Origin of the sequence: Reyranella massiliensis 521, from assembly GCF_000312425.1 — a bacterium.
Lineage (GTDB): Bacteria > Pseudomonadota > Alphaproteobacteria > Reyranellales > Reyranellaceae > Reyranella > Reyranella massiliensis.
On the sequence record NZ_HE997181.1, the window covers coordinates 1,099,445 to 1,114,761 of the forward strand.

A 15,317-nucleotide genomic window follows, 5' to 3' on the forward strand; every position below is an offset into this window, starting at 1 on the left:
GCGAGGGCCTGCTTCGGCAGGGCGTTGACGACCGAGGCCTTGCCCGAGGTCATCTCGTCGTAGATCCACTTGTAGGTCTTCTCCATGCCGTCCTCGAGACGGATCGACGGCGCCCAGTTCATCAGCTGCTTGATCAGCGTGTTGTCGCTGTTGCGGCCGCGCACGCCCTTGGGCGCGTCGAGCTTGTAGGTGCGCTTCAGCTTGATGCCGGCGATCTTCTCGACGATGTCGACCAGGCGGTTGATGCTGACCAGCTCGTCGCTGCCGATGTTCAGCGGCTCGACGATGTCGCTCTCGGCCAGCTTGATCGTGCCCTCGGTGCAGTCATCGATGTACATGAACGAGCGGGTCTGCTCGCCGTCGCCCCAGATCTCGATCTCGTGCTTGCCCGACAGCTTGGCCTCGATGACCTTGCGGCACATCGCGGCCGGCGCCTTCTCGCGGCCACCGTCGTAGGTGCCTTCCGGCCCGTAGACATTGTGGTAGCGGGCGACGCGGGTCGCCATGCCGTAATCCTCGCGGTAGTGGCGGGCCATGCGCTCGCTGAACAGCTTCTCCCAGCCGTAGCCGTCTTCCGGCAGGGCGGGATAGGCGTCGGCTTCCTTCAGCGCCGTGACATTGGCGTCGGTCTGCTTGTCGCCGTTGTAGACGCAGGCCGACGACGAGTAGAAGAAGCGCGGCACGCCGGCTTCCTTGGCCGCGACCAGCATGTGGGTGCTGACCAGCACCGACAGCATGCACTCCGCCTTGTGGGTCTCGATGAAGCCCATGCCGCCCATGTCGGCGGCCAGGTTGTAGATCATCGCGGCGTCCTTGGCCGCCTTGCGGCAGGGCTCCAGCAGGGCCAGGTCGCCCACCTGGTTCTCGACGCCCGGCGTCTTCTGGTACCACTCCGCCAGAGGCTTCACGTCCACCGCGCGGATCTTGGTATGACCGCGCTCCTGCAGCACGCGCACCAGATGGCCACCGATAAAGCCACCAGCGCCGGTGACGACAACGAGATCATTCTTCGACATCAAAAGCACCCTATGGATCGAAGCGGGAGTTTAACGGACTCTCAAACACTTGCGTGAATTTGGCCACGCCTCAGTCGAGGACGCGAGACGGCCATGGGGCATGGCCGTACGGAGGGTTCGTTTGCTCGCCTCAATCTCCTCCGTCAAGCGGTCGTCGCGCCGCACGCGCTGTGCATGATTTGGTTCGCTACCGTCCAGTAAGACATGCCCAGCCCGTACTCCGGCTATCTTGCAAGGACGGTGAAAGTGATGGTTCAGCGTAAAAAATGATCTATACCAGCCACATAGCCGCTTTTTTCGACTGACCGGACGCCGTGCTGGCCGACATCACCCCTGTCATCCTGACCTACAACGAGGCGGCGAATATCGGCCGCTCGTTGGAACGCCTGACCTGGGCTCACGAAGTGGTCATCGTCGACAGCGGGTCGACGGACGAGACGCTGCCGATTGCCGCCCGGTTTCCCAACGCCCGCGTCGTTCAACGGCCTTTCGACAGCCACGCCCAGCAATGGCGCTTTGCTGTCGAGGAAACCGGCGTCACGACCGAGTGGGTCCTGCGGCTCGATGCAGACTACATGCTCGAACCGGCATTGCGCGACGAACTCGCTCCACTGAAGCCTGAAGCCGAGACCGCCGCCTACGAAATCGCTTTCACCTACTGCATCGAGGGCCGGCCGCTGCGGGGCTCGCTCTACCCGGCGCTGCCAGTCCTGTTCCGCCGTGGCCGCGCTTCCTTCGTGCAGGACGGCCATACGGAAAAACTACGGATCGACGGTCAGGTGAGGCGGCTTCGTAACCGTCTCCTGCACGATGATCGCAAGAGCCTTGAGCGCTGGCTGCAATCGCAGGCGCGCTACCAGGCCTATGAGGCGGAAAAGCTCTCGACCCGGCCATGGGCCGACCTCGGCTGGGCCGACCGGCTGCGCTGCACGCGCGTTCTCGGACCGCCGGCCGTCGCCCTGCATTGCCTGTTGGGCAAGGGACTGATCTTCGACGGCAAGGCGGGTCTCCTCTATACAGCCCAGCGCATCACCGCCGACCTGATCCTGTCCATGCACCTTCTACGCCGCGACCTCGACCGCCTCGCCCCCGGAAAGACCCCGCGATGACGTTCATCCTGGGGCTGAATGCCTATCATGCCGATGCCGCCGCCTGCCTCGTGAAGGACGGCGAGCTGGTCGCTGCCGTCGAGGAGGAGCGCTTCCGGAGGGTCAAGCACTGGGGCGGGTTCCCGAGCGAGTCGATCCGCTATTGCCTTGCCGAAGCGGGCATCTCGCTGGGCGACGTCGACCATGTCGCGATCAACAGCGACAACCGGGCGAATCGCTGGCGCAAGGTCGCGTTCGCGTTGAGATCGGGTATCAGCCCGAGATACGTGCTTGATCGCTTGCGCAATCGTGGCGAACGCGCCGACATTGTCGGCAATCTCAAGAAACACCTGCCGGAGCAGGAGTTCCGCGGCACGACGCATGCCGTCGAGCATCATCTCTGCCATCTCGCCTCGGCCTTCCTGGTCTCGCCCTACGACAAGGCCGTGGCGGTTTCGGTCGACGGGTTCGGCGATTTCTCTTCGGCAGCCTGGGGCCTGGGCGAGGGCAGCAATCTCACCGTCGACGGGCGAGTCTACTTTCCGCATTCGCTGGGCGTCTTCTACGAGGCGATGACGCAGTTCATCGGCTTCCCGCACTATGGCGACGAGTACAAGGTGATGGGCCTCGCGCCCTACGGCCAGCCGACTCACGTGGAGCAGATGAAGGAGATCGTGCGCCTGCGGAACGACGGCACCTTCGCCCTCGACCTGCGCTTCTTCCGCCACGCCTCGGGCAGCGGCGCGAACTACCAGGTGAAGGACGGCATCCCCTCGGGCGGCCGTCTGTGGACCGACCGGCTGGCCGAATTGCTGGGTCCGGCGCGCGACCCCCAGGCGCCGCTGGAAGACCGCCACCGCGACATCGCGCGCTCCGCCCAGGTCACCTACGAAAACGCCTTCTTCAACCTGCTGAATGCCCTGCAGGCGCGCTACGGCAGCGATGCGGTCGTTCTGGCGGGCGGCTGCGCCTACAACTCGGTCGCCAACGGCAAGGTGCTGGAACGCACGCCGTTCAAGAAGCTCTATGTCCAGTCGGCCGGCGGCGACGCCGGCGGCGCCATCGGCGCGGCCTTCGCGACCTGGCACAAGACCGGCGGAGCAGAAGCCAAGCGCCATTTCGTGATGGATCATGCCTATTGGGGGCCCTCGGCGACGCCGGAACAGATCGCGGCGGCCATCGCCCAGCGCCGCGCCGATTTCGACGCCGCCGGCTGCACCATCGAGCGCATCGCCGACGAGGCCACGCTCTGCCGTCACACCGCGCAGGCGATCTCGGACGGCAAGGTGATCGGCTGGTTCCAGGGCCGGCTGGAATGGGGCCCGCGGGCGCTGGGCAACCGCTCGATCCTGGGCGATCCGCGCCGCGCCGACATGAAGGACATCCTCAACCTCAAGATCAAGCGGCGCGAATCCTTCCGGCCCTTCGCCCCGTCGATCCTGCGCGAGGCCGTGCCGGACTGGTTCGAGACCGACGGCGACGTGCCCTTCATGATGCAGGTCTTCCGCATCCGGAAGGAGAAGCGCAAGGAGATCCCGGCCGTCACCCACGTCGACGGCACCGGCCGCCTGCAGACCGTCACCTGGTCGAGCAATCCGCGCTATGCCCGCCTGATCTCGGCCTTCCGCGAGATTACCGGCGTGCCCATCGTGCTCAACACCAGCTTCAACGAAAACGAGCCGGTCGTGTGCAAGCCCGAGGAGGCGATCGACTGCTTCCTGCGGACAAAGATGGACGTTCTCGTACTGGGTGATACCCTCATCCGGCGATGATCTCGCTCACCGTCAACGGTCAGGTTCACGAGATCGACGTCGAGCCTGACAAGCCGCTGCTCTGGGTCCTGCGCGAGGACCTGAACATCGTCGGCCCGAAATTCGGCTGCGGAGTCGCGGCTTGCGGCGCCTGCACGGTGCATGTCGAGCGCACAGCCGTCCGGTCCTGTTCCTTTCCGGTGAGCGATGCCGCCGGAAAGGCGGTCGTGACCGTCGAAGGCCTGTCCCAGGGCGGCCAGCTCCATGCGGTGCAGCGCGCCTGGATCGAGAACCAGGTGCCCCAGTGCGGCTACTGCCAGCCCGGCTTCATCATGGCGGCGGCTGCCTTGCTTCAGGAGAATCCCAAGCCGACCGACAGCGACATCGACGATGTTCTGAGCAACATCTGCCGCTGCGGCACCTACAGCGCCATCCGCCGCGCCGTGCATCGCGCGGCGGCGATCCTGGGCGGCGCGTCGTGAAGAAGCTCGGCCGGCGCCTGGCGATCATCGGCGGGTTCGCCGGCGCCGGGTTGCTGGGCGTCGGTTTCTGGTTGGCCCGCGAGCGTGACCGGCTTGGGGATCGCAAGCTCCTTCAGGTGAAGTCGGACGAAGTCGGCCTCAATGGCTGGGTGAAGATCGGCCGCGACGACAGCGTCACCGTCGCCGTGCCGCGCGCCGAGATGGGGCAGGGGGTGCAGACCGCGCTCGCCATGCTCGTCGCCGAGGAACTCGATGCGCGCTGGGATCAGATCAAGGTCGAGGAACCGCCGGAGAGTGCGGTCTACCGCAACGTCGACATCCTGATCGACGGGCTGCCGTTCTCCCCGGAGGAGTCCGGCACCGTCGTCGACGCTGCGCACTGGGTGGCCGGCAAGCTGGGCGGCGTTCTGGGCGTCAATGCGACCGGCGGCTCGACATCGGTGCGCGATGCCTGGCGGCCAATGCGAATGGCGGGCGCTGTGGCACGCGACCTCCTGCTTCGCACTGCCAGCCGCAAGGCCGGCCTGCCCGTGACCGACCTTACCGTCGTCGACGGCGAGGTCCGCAAGCTCGACGGCACGAAGGTCGCCACCTTCGGCGAGCTGGTCGACTCCGTGGGCGACCTTGCCGAGCGCCCGCCGCCGCCGCTCAAGAAGCCGGCGGACTTCAAGCTGATCGGCAAGCCCCTGCCGCGCGTCGACGTACTGGCCAAGGTGACGGGCGCGGCCACGTTCGGCGTCGATGTGCGCCTGCCGGGCCTGCTCTATGCCGCGATCCGCAACGCGCCGACCTTCGGCGGCGAGGCGCTTTCGTTCACGCTCAAGCAGGAGAAGCTGCCCAAGGGCATCGAGAAAGTAGTGATCGTACCGGGCGGGATTGCCGCCATCGGCACCAGCTGGTGGGCCGCCAACCGTTTCCTCGACGATGGCCTTGACGTTAAATGGCAGGCAGGCCCTGAGCCGAAGCTGGAGTCGGCCGGCCTCTGGAAACGCTATGCGGAGCTGCTGGAAACCGGCAAGCCGGCGCTCACGCGCACGCTCGGCGCCGAGACGAAACCCGCCCAAACACAGGTGCTGACGGCGACTTATCGGGCGCCTTACCTCGCCCATACGGCCATGGAGCCCATGAACTGCACGGCAAAGGCCGGGCCGCAGGGTGTCGAGGTCTGGATGCCCAACCAGTCGCCGACCCTGATGCGGCTTGTGGCGGCCAAGGTCGCCCGCGTACCGCAGGACCGGGTGAGCGTGCACACGACCTTCCTGGGTGGCGGGTTCGGCCGGCGAGCCGAGGTCGATCTGGTGCGCCAGGCCGTGACCTGCGCGCTGGCGATGCCGGAGCGGCCGGTTCAGCTCCTGTGGTCGCGCGAGGAGGATGTCCGCCACGATTTCTACCGGCCGATGGCGCTGGCGCGCTGGCGGGCCGACCTCGAAACGACAGGCGGTGCGCGGAAACTAGTGGGGGTCGCCAAGCGGCAGGTGGCGCAGTCCCCGACCGACCAGTTCCCGGCGCGCACGATCGGCCTGCCGATGCAGGGCCAGCCCGAGGGCAATGCCGTCGAGAATCCGCCCTATGCCTTTCCCTTCTACCGGCTCGACGCCATCGTGGCCGACGGTTCGGTGCCGGTGGGCTTCTGGCGTTCGGTCGGCCATTCGCACACTGCCTTTTTCGACGAGAGCTTCGTCGACGAGCTGGCGGCGGCCCTGAAGAAGGACCCATTCGAGTTCCGCCGCGACCTGCTGGCCGACAAGCCGCGGCACCTGAAGGTGCTGGAGACGGCCGCGCGGGAAGCGGGGTGGGGCACGCCGCTGCCTCCGGGATCGGGCCGCGGGATCGCGCTCCGGGCCTCCTTCGGCTCGATCGTGGCGCAGGTTGCCGAGATCGCCGTGCCGGACGGCAAGACCCTGCAGGTCAAGCGCGTCACCTGTGCAATCGATTGCGGACCCGTGGTCAATCCCGCGATCGTGCGGGCGCAGATGGAGAGCGGCATCGTCTACGGCCTGTCCGCCGCGATCTACGGCGAGATCACTCTGGCCAATGGTGCGGTTGAACAGGCGAACTTCCCCGACTACGACGCCGTGCGGCTGGCCGAGGCGCCGGCAATGACGGTGCACTTGGTCGATAGTGGCTCCCAGATCATTGGCGGCGTGGGAGAGCCCGGCACCCCGCCCATTGCTCCTGCTGTCGCCAACGCCATCTTTGCAGCGACAGGAACACGCCTGCGAGACTTGCCACTGAGGCTGGCTTAATCTCACTGAGGCTGGCTTAATCTCGATGATTAAAGAATCTTTCCGCTGTCAAAATTCGGCGATCTAGGAGAAATTCACAGGTCGTCAGCGAATTTCCTGGGCCCGCTTGCCGCCAAGAACAGCCTTCTGGCCCTGCTCGGCAGCGACCTCGAACACGGCGCACCGTGGCTGCATTACCCCCATCCGTATTGCGACTTCGACATAGCGGGTTTCGCCCGTCGCAATAGCGACGACTTTGGAGTCAGAACCTTCTCCGGCGCTGCATCGCATATCGTATTGCCCGGGCTCGACGTCGACCAGGAACCAGGTGTCGGCCCCAAGGGCGCCGAGCGCGCGTTGCCCCATGGTGACGTTGACCGAATATGCTCCCCCAAAGACCGACTCTCGGTAGATATAGAAGGCGGCCTTCCCGGAAGGGGGTGCCTGGAACCGCTTGCCCTGGAGATCAAGATCGGCAGGCGCCATCGGGACTGAGGCACACGCCGATACGGACGCAAGCGCACTCAACGCCAGCCAACGCGAATATCCCTTCATTTGTCCTCCCTTATGAGTTGTATTTTGTCTCATCAATACCCGTAGTCAAGATGGATCGCGCAGCACAGGGCAACCCCAGTCGAAGGGGCTGGACGGCTTCACTTGCCTCCGACGGATTTGTCGGAAGCTTCGCGAAAACTGGAGGGTGAGAAAATGGTGCCGGGTGAGGGGATCGAACCCCCGACCTTCGGTTTACAAAGTCTACGGACGAGCCAAAAACCCCGGCTTTATTGACCTTTCCGTCGCCGCTTCAGGCCCTCCCGGGCCGATTTTGCGGCCCGAGTCCCCTCCGGAATCCCCACCAACCGAACGGCGTTCGCCAGCGGGTCGATGGGCGTTCCGATCTTACCTTTCCAGCGCCGGCGCGTCGCCTTGTCGACGGCCTCGGCGATCTCGGTCGAGGCGAAGCCGATGTAGAAATCGGTCGACTGCGGGCTCTGGTGTCGGGCGGCACCCTGGGCGGCGCCTGGCATCACACGGGCCACTTCGGTGATCCCGCGGGCGCGAACGTCGTGGAAGCGGTGCGGTGCCTTGATGCCCGCCACCTTGGCGCTCGATCGCCAGCTCGTGCGGATGTGCTTGAGGCGCTGCCACGTTGCCGCCTCCGGCTTCATGCGGCCCAGTAGGACAGCCTGCCAATCGCTCTGCCCCGGCCAAGTGATCAGGTAGGTCGTGCGGCGGGCGTGCGCCTGGCGCGCGAGACGTTGCAGCAACCGCCAGCCCGCCTTGCCGCCCCAGGCCACTTCCTCGTTGCCGGACTTCGTCTCGCCGGCGTTGAATCTCAGACCTTGCAGCTCCGGGTCCATGTGATGCAGCTGGACCGCAAGGGCCTCGTTCAGGCGCAGGCTGAAGAGACGTGCCATCTCGCCGGCGTCGACCGTCCAGGGAGGCGCCACGCTCAGCCTGGCTTGCAGTTCGACGTCTGGCATCGGCCGCGGGATCCGCCGGGGCAGGCGGTGGAAGTTGATCTCCGGAACGACTTCGAGAATCCGGCGCCCGCTGGTCTTGTCGATCGTCTTGGTGGCGATCTCCAGCATGCCCTCGAATGCCGCAAGGTAATTGTTGGTCGTGCGCGGCGAGCGCACCTTTCCGGTATCCAGCCACAGGTCCGGCACGGTCGGATCGGGGACGTCGTCCAGCTTCACGCCTGGACCGCCCCGCCACTTCTTGAGGGTCTGGCGCGCGGCGAAGGCTTCATAGCCGCGGACCGTGCGCGGGAGTTCGCCTGTCGGATCGTCCGGCGGTTCGCCCGTTTCGATCTTGGCGACTGCCATGTCGGGGCCGAAGAAGGACAGGATCTCTCCGACGTAGAGGCGGGCGTTGTTGCGGTGGCTCACCTATCGCATCGCGCTGGGCATCGTCATGAACACCCTCGATCTCGCCGGCGAGTGTACCGACATGATCGACCCCGAGGCCTGCACCCTGAACCTGATGTTCGAGCTGGGCGAGGATGCCGCCAAGGTGTGCCGGCTCGTCCAGGCGACGCCGGCCAAGGCCCTGGCCGACAGTGCTTCGCGGGCGGAGTTCTTCTACGACCAGGCCGTGTTCGATCGCCTCCGGCCGCTGCGCGATGACGACGTTGCTCACCGAAGCGGCGCGCGCCCTCCTGCAGGTCGACAACACGTCGACCCACATGGGCTTGCCGGGCAACGGGCCGGCCAGGACGTCGAGGCAGTCGAAGTCGCGGCCGTTGATCCGGACCCGGCCGACGATGCCGGGCGCCGCCCGATCGCGCGGCCGGTCGCATTCCACGTAAACGATCAGCTCGGGGCCGCCGACATCCCAGCGGTTCCCTTCGAACGCCGGCACGTTGCTCGGCCGAGCATTCAAATTGAGGAGCCTGGCGAGCTGCCGGGCGCGCTCCTCGCTATAGCCGCCGACCCACAGGCTCTCTGCATCCGTGCCGGTCTGGCGATCGATGACGTGCCAGCCTTGGCCCTTGATCGTGACGATGCCGCTCGGCCGGGCGTAGTAGCGATTTTCGGGCATGCGGCGAGACTAGTGCGCAGAGATCGGCGCCACCTCCGGCAATGTCGCTCAAGGATAATGCCGATTCGAGAGAGCGTCCGCCTGCATGCGCGTGCATGCGCACAACAGGTTGTGGGATGGCACGCTGCCAGCAGGCCGAACGGCGTTCGGCGCAAGTGCCGGTTCGTTGTTACTTCTTCGCCTGGTCACTGACTAGCCTGTCCAGAGCACCCGTAGGGTGCGGCTGGCGGTGCTAGGTACGGCGGAGAAGTTCCTTTTTTCCCCAGTCTGAGGCTGGTCGCAGAGCTCTCAGTTTGCTAGCCGTACTAACCGGGAGAGCCAGTTGTCCGATAAACGTATCCAAACCAATGATATAAAGCCGTTTCTGAGCTGGGCGGGATCGAAGCGGAAACTCATCCGGCATCTCGATCCCCTGATTCCGCAGCATTTCGACAAGTACTTCGAGCCCTTTCTCGGTGGCGGGGCGCTCTTCTTCCACTTGCAGCCCAAGCGTGCGGAAATATCGGATGCAAGCTACGCGCTTGTCGAAACCTACCGAGCTGTTAAAGCCGCGCCCGATCAGTTGCTAAAGCTGCTACGGCCCCTAAAGCCGACGCGCGAGAACTTTGACCGAATAAAGCTTCAGAAGCCGCGCAGCGAGGTAAACCGAGCCGCCCAGTTCATCTTCCTAAACAAATCGTGCTGGAATGGCTTATATCGCGTGAATGCCGCGGGCATTTTCAATGTCCCGTTTGGTCAGCCAAAAAGCGATTTCATCGTTGATGAGGCGAATCTACAGAACTGCTCCAGACAGCTTCGAAGGCGAGAGGTCTCGCTCCGTTGTCAGGATTTCGAGGAGATATCGACCCGCGTCGGCGAAGGCGACTTCGTGTTCCTCGATCCTCCTTATGTGACATCCCATAACCTCAATGGATTCGCCGATTGGAACGAGAAACTGTTCCGTTGGAAAGACCAAGTAAGGTTAGCGGCCATGGCAAGAACCCTAGTCGAGAAGCGAGCGAACGTGCTGATTACGAACGCCGACCATACAGACGTACGTGATCTGTACCCTGGGTTTGGAACGGTCTCGTTCCGCCGCGCATCGACGTTGGCAAACGACACGAAGAAGCGGCGGCAAACCTCCGAACTGATTCTGTTCGGTGGGCCACACTACGAATCTAAGGGGCAAGACTACGGAGGGGGGCGATGGCGGGAACAGTTGAGCTCCTGAATCCAGCACACATTACACCGAATCCAGACAATCCGAGGCTGATCTTCCGACTGCAGGAGCTAGAAGAGCTCGAGGAAAGTATCGCGTCGCAAGGAATTCTCGTCCCGCTGTCAGTTTACACCGAGGGAAAGAGCCGTTTCGTCATCCTGGACGGGGAGCGTCGGTGGCGCTGCGCGCGGAAGCTGGGCCTTCATCGAGTTCCCGCCATCGTTCAGCCGAAACCTCCGCGCGTGCAGAACATCATGATGATGTTCGCCATTCACAACGCCAGGCGCGACTGGGATCCTCTTCCGACAGCTCTTAAGCTGCAGACACTTGAAGCCGAGCTGGAAAAGATTCGAGGGCGCAAGCTAACTGAAACAGAGCTCGCAGCATCAGCATCGCTAAGTCGCGGAGCGGTTCGACGGTATCGCAAGATCTTGCGAATTCCGGCTGATCTCCAAAAATCACTATTGGAAGACCTGGCCGACCCGCGAAGTAAGGAAGCAATCTCTGTCGACCAGGTCATCGAGGCGGTCGACGCAGCCGACAAGTTGGCGAAAGTTGGAGTTATTGAGCCTACGCAAGAACGACCGCTGGTGAATGCATTCATCCAAAAGTTTCGTTCGGGGACAATTAACAGCACTGTGGAGCCACGCAAAATTGGAGCGGTCGGACGTGCTGTCGATCGAGGCGAGGTCCAGCTAGCGCGGGTGAAAACCGTCATCCGGCGGTTCATGACGCAACCGACAATGTCGATCGGGGATGTAGTTTCCAGCACTACGCAGGCGATTGAGAAGACTAAAACACTTCAGCGAGGCTTGGCTGCATTCGAGCAAAAATGGCTAGCGGTTCTGGAGGAGGACAACGAACTCGCAACTGAGTTCGAAGATCAGATCCGCGCGCTCATAAGCCGATTGCGGGCACTTCTGTAGGAGTGCGCTGCGATGGCTGCTTCACTGCCGAACTTTGTAACTATCCCTAGCGAACTACTACAGGTTGCCCACGCTTGTTATACCGCGCTGCGCGGAGCTGGACTGCATTGTGAACATTCCGAGCCACATTTTCCCGAAACCGCAAGCCTCTATACCAATCGCCGGGGCGAACACCGCTTCTATCTTGTGGAGGCCAGGATCAAGATCGAGCGGATCGATCTTTGGGCGACGTTCGGAAGGTCTTGCAGTTCAGCTACCTTTATAACTTTGTGTGTTCCTGACACTGCTACCCTGGACGGTAAGTCGGTTGCCCGTGCGCGCCGACTAGGCGTCGGACTCACGGTTGTAGCCGCCGACGGCTCAATGACAGAAGTAGCCTTACCGGCTGATCTTTCGGTGAATGTTTCGCTTCCGCCGCTCACTGGGCAGGCCAAGAAACTCAGACCCCACTTAACACCCATTCATGACGCAATCAGCAATGGCGACTGGAAGCGGGGATTCGAAGACGCATGCAAGCTCGCGGAAAACACCGCCCGGAATTACTTGAAGCGCCAAGTGAGGAATGCAAGTCCAATCAGTATCAAGAACGGTGCTAAGACGGAAACGCTGACTCTGAAAAAGGTTAGCAAGATGACGCTTGGTCAACTGGCCGATGCCTTTTGCAACATGCTCATGCCGAAGTACATCGATACGTTTCTATGCAGCAGCTTGAAGGGAATAAACCCCGATAGGATTAGCGCTGCTCATGGCCAACTAGTCGGTGCGAAAGAGAAAAGGCTTCGCCGAAACATCGGTAAGCACATGTGGACGATACACAATCTCTTGAAGGTGGTTCCCTAAAACACCCGGTCATATTCGCAAGAACGATTGCACGCGTTAACTTGCTCCAGCAAGGTGCAGTTCGCCAGCGGCGGACCGGCGAACGGCGTTCGCATCATCAGTTTGTCTGTTTCAGCATGCGGTAGCGCCGCGGGGCTTACACTCAAGAATGAGATGGGGCGCCTCGAGGCGCTGGCTTCAACCCGCGGTAGGACACTGCTGGGAAGCGAACGGCGTTCGGGTGCAGGTGGGGTCAAGGCCAAAGGCATCCGACTGCGGGTGACGTGCCTGGCTTGCAATCGGCCGAAGCGGGTGGTCGACCTCAAGGATCTGCCGTCCAAGTTCGCCGACTGGCGGCTCGCCGACCCCGAGGTCGTGTGGCTGGGCGAGGATCCAGCGACAATTCAGAGACGCCGGCGTTTGGATTTGGCTAAAGTTCGCATTCGGGCAGGGCGAGAAGGTTGTCGTTCCAAACCCCGTCGGCATAGGTCCTTAAGTATTTACCGTTGGGGCCGTTTACGACCCCAATGTCCGCGCGCTTGCCATGAACCAGTGTGTAGAAGGTATTAGTCTTGCTTTCGATGGAGAGGATCACTTGTTCCCGTGTCCACTTCCATCGCCCCGGAACTCCGAGATGAGTTATCCCTTCGTAGCGGTTCGTACGGGGAACCTTGTTGATGCAGGTGACGATCGAGTCGGCCATGTATCTATCTCGGGTCAGTTGTTTGGCGCATCGGGAGTGGGATCCCGAGTATATAGCGCCTTCAGTATCAGATAGATGGCGATCGGCTCCTTCTGTGCTCCGGTCAGGTAGAACATGATGTCGTGGCTGAGATCGAGGGTCATGCGAAACTCGAACTCTTGAATGCGATCGGTTCGGGCCTTTTCAAACCAATTGATCAACACCACAACGAACTGCAGAGCCAAGTATGCCTCGCGGCCAGCAGCAATGTCGTTGCGGACTTCCTGTTTCTCATCGTCCGTGCCGGCAAAAGGTGCTGGAGCCTTCTCCTCGTCGAACTCTTCCAGGCTCCGAATCCATTGCGCTTCGCAGAGTTCGTAGAGCAGTATCGCAAGCACCTTCATCAGGGATAATGGCTTGCCCGGGTCGGCCATTTTGCCATTCAGCCATTCGTCGCACCGCGCCTTCCAGGCCCGGTGCGCCTCTTTCAAGGCCTTACTGCTTGGATTGATGGCATAGCCGACTGACTGCACAATAAAGTGCTGCGCCCGCAGAAAATCGTAGCAGAACGCTTCTTCGTCCTTGAGCCAGTCATCGATAGTCGTCGGGCTGATTTGCAGGAACAAGTGCCTACCTCGACGGCAGGCTTATACGTTCCCGCTCGCTATCAGACCTCTTACGAGGGTACTGAATCCAATTCAACCAGCTTTGGGGCTTCGGGCACCGAGGCAGTTGTAGCCTGACGAACCCGCGCGCCGATGAGCTGACGAATCGTTGTGATTTGCAGCGGCTCGCAATAGTCGTCCGGAATAACTGGGCGACCATTGGAATACAGCTTGCTAAAGCGACCCGTGTCGCGGGCTACAGCCGTGCCCACTGGATCCCTCGCAAGTAGAGTATTCTGCTCCATGTCATCCAACCCCTAGCTCACCCGCTAAAACGAACTCTTAAACAAGATGTTTATTTAGTCAACGAGGACGAAATTGCGATAATCTAAAGTCAAGTCGAAAAAATATAAAAATAACAATGAGTTAACGGGATTTTTCGCCCTCTACATGTATTTCAACCATATTGGGAGAAACGCAACCCAATCGGAAAAGCTGCGAAACTGAATAGCATCACGCTAAGAGCCCGAACGCCGTTCGCCTGAGTCCCCACCAAGAGTCCCCACCAAAAAAGGGACAGGCCTCTAAAATGGTGCCGGGTGAGGGGATCGAACCCCCGACCTTCGGTTTACAAAACCGCTGCACTACCGCTGTGCTAACCCGGCCCGCCTGGAAGGGGCCGCACCATAGTCGAATGCGGCCGAAGGTGCATCAGACTGACTGTCGCTGCCGTGCCCATTCGTAGGCGGCGACCGCCGCGGCATTGGAGACGTTGAGCGCGGCCAGGGCGGCGCTGGTCGGAATGGTGATGAGGCGGTCGCACTTTTCGGCGGTCAGGCGGCGCAGCCCTTCGCCCTCGGCGCCGAGGACGATGCAGGTGCGACCGCGCAGGTCGAGGGTGCCGATTGCGGCCTCGCCGCGTTCGTCGAGGCCGTAGCGCCAGAAACCCGCCTCCTTGAGCTGGTCGAGCGCGCGGGCGAGATTCACCGCCCGCACCAGCGGGACGACTTCGAGCGCGCCGGAGGCCGCTTTTGCCAGGACGCCTGTATCGGCAGGGGCGTGGCGGTCGGTCGCGATCACGCCGGCGGCGCCGAAGGCGGCGGCCGAGCGCAGGATGGCGCCGACATTGTGGGGGTCGGTCACTTGATCGAGGGCCAGGACGAGGGCGTCGTCGCCGCACCGCGCCAGCAGGTCTTCCAGCATCGGCTCCTCGAGCGGGGCCACAAGGGCTGCGATGCCCTGGTGGACGGCCCCAGTCGGCAGGCGTTGCGCCAGATCCTCGCGGGGAACGATAGCAACGTCGGTCTTGCCGATCTCGACCTTCAGCCGGTCGGCCATCTCGCGGGTGGCAAAGAGCCTTTCGATGCGGCGATCGGGGTTGGCGAGGGCCGCCACGACGGCGTGACGGCCATAGAGCCATACCGATTGATGGCCCCCACGCGGTTGCCGATTGGCAGGCTGTCGATGGGGGCGGTGGGGGCGTTGACGCATGCCGACGCTTGTAGGGTGCGGCGGGCATGCGGGCAAATACTGCGCCTCTGAGGGAAATGGGCCTTGACGTAACCCATTGGATTTGCGAGCAACGCCCGCCCGCGAAAGCGGGTTGAACGGGCTAAACTCGCGCTGCGTACCGCAGGTTCGGAGGGGTGGCCGAGCGGTCAATGGCAGCAGACTGTAAATCTGCCGACTTCGCGTCTACGAAGGTTCGAATCCTTCCCCCTCCACCAACGGACACAGCGTGAGTTTTGGCTCGGTTCAGGAGATTGCGGGTGTAGCTCAATGGTAGAGCAGAAGCCTTCCAAGCTTACGACGAGGGTTCGATTCCCTTCACCCGCTCCAGAGTTTGCTAAGGCCGGTCGGTCGAAAGAATGACGAGGGTCGTGACACCATGACGAAGGCGAAGTTTGAGCGGAGCAAGCCGCACTGCAACATCGGAACGATCGGTCACGTTGACCACGGGAAGACGTCTCTGACGGCGGCG

Annotated in this window: 15 protein-coding genes and 3 tRNA genes; 11 read left to right on the forward strand and 7 right to left on the reverse strand. The window is 62.6% G+C overall.

The window, feature by feature from the left end:
* Positions 1 to 1,016, reverse strand: a 1,016-nt coding sequence (locus BN60_RS05380; protein WP_083855965.1) for an NAD-dependent epimerase/dehydratase family protein, incomplete at its 3' end; no start/stop codon positions are given.
* A gap of 314 nt (positions 1,017 to 1,330) precedes the next feature.
* On the opposite strand from BN60_RS05380, the gene BN60_RS05385 reads away from it, so the two are divergent.
* From BN60_RS05385 to BN60_RS05400, 4 genes are read left to right on the forward strand one after another with little or no spacing between them, the layout of a single operon-like run.
* Positions 1,331 to 2,125, forward strand: coding sequence for a glycosyltransferase family 2 protein (locus BN60_RS05385; RefSeq protein ID WP_020694979.1), 795 nt, complete (start codon positions 1,331 to 1,333; stop codon positions 2,123 to 2,125).
* A complete protein-coding gene (locus BN60_RS05390; RefSeq protein WP_020694980.1) occupies positions 2,122 to 3,876 on the forward strand; it encodes a carbamoyltransferase family protein in 1,755 nt (584 codons plus the stop codon). The genes BN60_RS05385 and BN60_RS05390 overlap by 4 nt, the downstream gene beginning before the upstream one ends.
* The gene (locus BN60_RS05395) at positions 3,873 to 4,337 is read left to right on the forward strand and encodes a (2Fe-2S)-binding protein (RefSeq protein WP_020694981.1); all 465 of its coding nucleotides are present in this window, start codon (positions 3,873 to 3,875) and stop codon (positions 4,335 to 4,337) included. Before BN60_RS05390 ends, BN60_RS05395 begins: the two co-directional genes overlap by 4 nt.
* The gene (locus BN60_RS05400; protein WP_020694982.1) at positions 4,334 to 6,583 is read left to right on the forward strand and encodes a xanthine dehydrogenase family protein molybdopterin-binding subunit; all 2,250 of its coding nucleotides are present in this window, start codon (positions 4,334 to 4,336) and stop codon (positions 6,581 to 6,583) included. Before BN60_RS05395 ends, BN60_RS05400 begins: the two co-directional genes overlap by 4 nt.
* An 84-nt stretch (positions 6,584 to 6,667) precedes the next feature.
* On the opposite strand, the gene BN60_RS28605 is transcribed toward BN60_RS05400, so the two are convergent.
* A complete protein-coding gene (locus BN60_RS28605; RefSeq protein WP_020694983.1) occupies positions 6,668 to 7,117 on the reverse strand; it encodes a DUF2846 domain-containing protein in 450 nt (149 codons plus the stop codon).
* 227 nt (positions 7,118 to 7,344) lie between these two features.
* Positions 7,345 to 8,454: a hypothetical protein gene (locus BN60_RS05410; protein WP_020694984.1), complete on the reverse strand. Its 1,110-nt coding sequence runs from the start codon at positions 8,452 to 8,454 to the stop codon at positions 7,345 to 7,347.
* On the opposite strand from BN60_RS05410, the gene BN60_RS05415 reads away from it, so the two are divergent.
* The 4 genes from BN60_RS05415 to BN60_RS05430 all read left to right on the forward strand — a co-directional run bounded on the left by BN60_RS05415 (position 8,441) and on the right by BN60_RS05430 (position 12,070).
* A complete protein-coding gene (locus BN60_RS05415) occupies positions 8,441 to 9,298 on the forward strand; it encodes a hypothetical protein (RefSeq protein ID WP_020694985.1) in 858 nt (285 codons plus the stop codon). The genes BN60_RS05410 and BN60_RS05415 overlap by 14 nt on opposite strands.
* A gap of 130 nt (positions 9,299 to 9,428) precedes the next feature.
* Entirely contained in the window at positions 9,429 to 10,316 is an 888-nt protein-coding gene (locus BN60_RS05420) for a DNA adenine methylase (protein ID WP_020694986.1), read from the forward strand.
* Complete coding sequence (locus BN60_RS28610) at positions 10,292 to 11,230, forward strand: ParB/RepB/Spo0J family partition protein (protein ID WP_020694987.1); 939 nt, start codon at positions 10,292 to 10,294, stop codon at positions 11,228 to 11,230. The genes BN60_RS05420 and BN60_RS28610 overlap by 25 nt, the downstream gene beginning before the upstream one ends.
* Positions 11,231 to 11,242: 12 nt before the next feature.
* Complete coding sequence (locus BN60_RS05430) at positions 11,243 to 12,070, forward strand: hypothetical protein (RefSeq protein WP_148283330.1); 828 nt, start codon at positions 11,243 to 11,245, stop codon at positions 12,068 to 12,070.
* 409 nt (positions 12,071 to 12,479) lie between these two features.
* Here BN60_RS05430 and BN60_RS05435 read toward each other — a convergent pair whose 3' ends face one another.
* The 4 genes from BN60_RS05435 to rlmB all read right to left on the reverse strand — a co-directional run bounded on the left by BN60_RS05435 (position 12,480) and on the right by rlmB (position 14,827).
* Positions 12,480 to 12,752 carry a DUF3892 domain-containing protein gene (locus BN60_RS05435; protein ID WP_020694989.1) on the reverse strand — a complete coding sequence of 91 codons (273 nt, stop codon included), beginning with the start codon at positions 12,750 to 12,752 and terminating at the stop codon, positions 12,480 to 12,482.
* Between the two features lie 14 nt (positions 12,753 to 12,766).
* Positions 12,767 to 13,357, reverse strand: coding sequence for a hypothetical protein (locus BN60_RS05440; protein ID WP_020694990.1), 591 nt, complete (start codon positions 13,355 to 13,357; stop codon positions 12,767 to 12,769).
* Between the two features lie 569 nt (positions 13,358 to 13,926).
* A tRNA-Thr gene (locus BN60_RS05445) sits at positions 13,927 to 14,001 on the reverse strand.
* A 46-nt stretch (positions 14,002 to 14,047) separates the two neighbouring features.
* Complete coding sequence (gene rlmB / locus BN60_RS05450) at positions 14,048 to 14,827, reverse strand: 23S rRNA (guanosine(2251)-2'-O)-methyltransferase RlmB (protein WP_043283650.1); 780 nt, start codon at positions 14,825 to 14,827, stop codon at positions 14,048 to 14,050.
* 149 nt (positions 14,828 to 14,976) lie between these two features.
* Between rlmB and BN60_RS05455 the strand changes: the two genes are divergently transcribed.
* From BN60_RS05455 to BN60_RS31280, 3 genes are all read left to right on the forward strand, one after another.
* Positions 14,977 to 15,063, forward strand: a tRNA-Tyr gene (locus BN60_RS05455).
* Between the two features lie 38 nt (positions 15,064 to 15,101).
* Positions 15,102 to 15,175: transfer RNA gene (locus BN60_RS05460), tRNA-Gly, on the forward strand.
* Between the two features lie 49 nt (positions 15,176 to 15,224).
* Positions 15,225 to 15,317, forward strand: a 93-nt coding sequence (locus BN60_RS31280) for a GTP-binding protein (RefSeq protein WP_245539860.1), incomplete at its 3' end; no start/stop codon positions are given.